The organism is Mesorhizobium sp. (assembly GCF_017306585.1).
GTDB lineage: Bacteria > Pseudomonadota > Alphaproteobacteria > Rhizobiales > Rhizobiaceae > Mesorhizobium.
On the sequence record NZ_JAFKIC010000375.1, the window covers coordinates 1 to 2,070 of the forward strand.

Annotated in this window: 6 protein-coding genes; all 6 read left to right on the forward strand. The window is 61.4% G+C overall.

Annotation, left to right across the window (positions count from 1 at the left end; genetic code table 11):
* On the forward strand, positions 1-249 hold a 249-nt coding region (gene rplV, locus J0I79_RS34935), incomplete at its 5' end, for a 50S ribosomal protein L22 (RefSeq protein ID WP_292870740.1).
* Entirely contained in the window at positions 249-977 is a 729-nt protein-coding gene (rpsC, locus tag J0I79_RS34940; protein WP_292870743.1) for a 30S ribosomal protein S3, read from the forward strand. The genes rplV and rpsC, both read left to right, overlap by 1 nt.
* A 27-nt stretch (positions 978-1,004) precedes the next feature.
* On the forward strand, positions 1,005-1,418 hold the full coding sequence (gene rplP, locus J0I79_RS34945) for a 50S ribosomal protein L16 (protein WP_010909279.1): 414 nt from the start codon (positions 1,005-1,007) through the stop codon (positions 1,416-1,418).
* A 13-nt stretch (positions 1,419-1,431) separates the two neighbouring features.
* The gene (gene rpmC / locus J0I79_RS34950) at positions 1,432-1,632 is read left to right on the forward strand and encodes a 50S ribosomal protein L29 (protein ID WP_137934271.1); all 201 of its coding nucleotides are present in this window, start codon (positions 1,432-1,434) and stop codon (positions 1,630-1,632) included.
* A gap of 11 nt (positions 1,633-1,643) precedes the next feature.
* Complete coding sequence (rpsQ, locus tag J0I79_RS34955) at positions 1,644-1,883, forward strand: 30S ribosomal protein S17 (RefSeq protein WP_010909280.1); 240 nt, start codon at positions 1,644-1,646, stop codon at positions 1,881-1,883.
* A gap of 72 nt (positions 1,884-1,955) precedes the next feature.
* A partial coding sequence (locus J0I79_RS34960; protein ID WP_292870749.1) for an uL14 family ribosomal protein occupies positions 1,956-2,070 on the forward strand: 115 nt, incomplete at its 3' end.

The following is a 2,070-nucleotide window of genomic DNA, read 5'->3' on the forward strand; positions in this document are numbered from 1 at the left end:
CTCGAATTCTCGGCCAAGCGGATTTCCGGCACGGTCAAGAAGACGCTGGAATCGGCGATCGCCAACGCGGAAAACAACCACGACCTCGATGTCGATGCGCTGGTGGTGGCGGAAGCCTATGTCGGCAAGTCGATCGTCATGAAGCGGTTCCACGCCCGTGGCCGTGGTCGCGCCAGCCGCATCGAGAAGCCGTTCTCGCACCTCACGATCGTCGTTCGTGAAGTCGAAGAAAAAGGGGAGGCCGCATAATGGGCCAGAAAGTTAATCCGATCGGTCTTCGCCTCGGCATCAACCGCACCTGGGATTCGCGCTGGTTCGCGAACACCGGCGAGTACGGCAAGCTGCTGCATGAGGACATCAAGATCCGCAAGTATCTTGAGAAGGAACTCAAGCAGGCCGCGATCTCGAAGGTCGTGATCGAGCGCCCGCACAAGAAGTGCCGCGTCACCATCCATGCCGCGCGCCCGGGTCTGATCATCGGCAAGAAGGGCGCCGACATCGAGAAGCTTCGCAAGAAGCTGATGGAGATGACGAAGTCCGAGACGCACCTCAACATCGTTGAAGTGCGCAAGCCGGAAATCGACGCGACGCTGGTCGCCCAGTCGATCGCCCAGCAGCTCGAGCGCCGCATCGCGTTCCGCCGCGCCATGAAGCGCGCTGTGCAGTCGGCGATGCGCCTCGGCGCCGAGGGCATCCGCATCAACTGCTCGGGCCGCCTCGGCGGCGCCGAAATCGCGCGCATGGAATGGTACCGCGAAGGCCGCGTGCCGCTGCATACGCTGCGCGCCGATGTCGATTACGGTACGGCGGAAGCGAATACGGCGTACGGCATCTGCGGCGTCAAGGTGTGGGTGTTCAAGGGCGAAATCCTCGAGCACGACCCGATGGCTTCCGAGCGCCGCGCCACTGAAGGCGATGCATCGCATGGCGGCGGTGGTGGTGATCGCGAGCGCGGTCGTCGTCGCGAAAACGCCTGAGACATTTAGGAATTTGGAGTTAGAACGATGCTGCAGCCAAAGCGCACAAAGTTCCGCAAGCAGTTCAAGGGCCGTATCCATGGTACCGCAAAGGGCGGCACCAACCTGGATTTCGGTGGTTTCGGGCTGAAGGCGCTTGAGCCGAACCGCGTCACCGCGCGTGAGATCGAGGCGGCCCGCCGCGCGATCACCCGCGAAATGAAGCGCGCCGGCCGCGTGTGGATCCGTATTTTCCCGGATCTGCCGGTCACCTCGAAGCCGACCGAAGTCCGCATGGGTAAGGGCAAGGGCGCGGTCGATTATTGGGCGGCGCGCGTCAAGCCGGGCCGCATCATGTTCGAGATCGACGGCGTCAGTGAAGAAACCGCCCGCGAGGCGCTGCGTCTCGGCGCGGCCAAGCTCTCGGTCAGGACGCGCTTCGTACAGCGCATCGCAGAATAAGGACGGGCTCATCATGAAAGCCGAAGACATCCGGACCAAGACCCAGGACCAGCTGACCGACGACCTGGCCGCCCTGAAGAAGGAGCAGTTCAACCTGCGCTTCCAGAAGGCCACCGGCCAGCTCGAGAAGACCGCTCGCGTGAAGCAGGTCCGCAAGGACATCGCGCGCATCAAGACCATCGCTGCGGAAAAGTCCGCAGCCAAGAAGGCTTAAGGACGAAAACCATGCCAAAGCGCATTTTGCAGGGCACCGTCGTCAGCGACAAGAACGAGAAGACGGTTGTCGTTAAGGTCGAACGGCGCTTCACGCATCCCGTGATGAAGAAGACCGTGCGCATGACCAAGAAGTACAAGGCGCACGACGAGAACAACGCCCACAAGGTTGGCGATCAGGTGTTCATCCAGGAATCGAAGCCGATTTCCAAGGACAAGCGCTGGATCGTTGTATCCTCGGACCAGGCGTAAACAAACGAATTTTGGACAGACCGGGGAGGGGCTTCGAGCCCGTCCCGTTAGAAAAGAAGAAGGCGGCCAGTCATGATTCAGATGCAAACAAACCTCGACGTCGCGGACAATTCCGGCGCCCGTCGTGTCATGTGCATCAAGGTGCTGGGCGGCTCGAAGCGGAAATACGCTTCCGTCGGCGACATCA

Excerpts from the sequence above, each read along its gene's own strand:
- rpsC (WP_292870743.1), top strand. The coding sequence starts at position 249 with ATGGGCCAGAAAGTTAATCCGATCGGTCTTCGCCTCGGCATCAACCGC.
- rplP (WP_010909279.1), top strand. The coding sequence starts at position 1,005 with ATGCTGCAGCCAAAGCGCACAAAGTTCCGCAAGCAGTTCAAGGGCCGT.
- rpmC (WP_137934271.1), top strand. The coding sequence starts at position 1,432 with ATGAAAGCCGAAGACATCCGGACCAAGACCCAGGACCAGCTGACCGAC.
- rpsQ (WP_010909280.1), top strand. The coding sequence starts at position 1,644 with ATGCCAAAGCGCATTTTGCAGGGCACCGTCGTCAGCGACAAGAACGAG.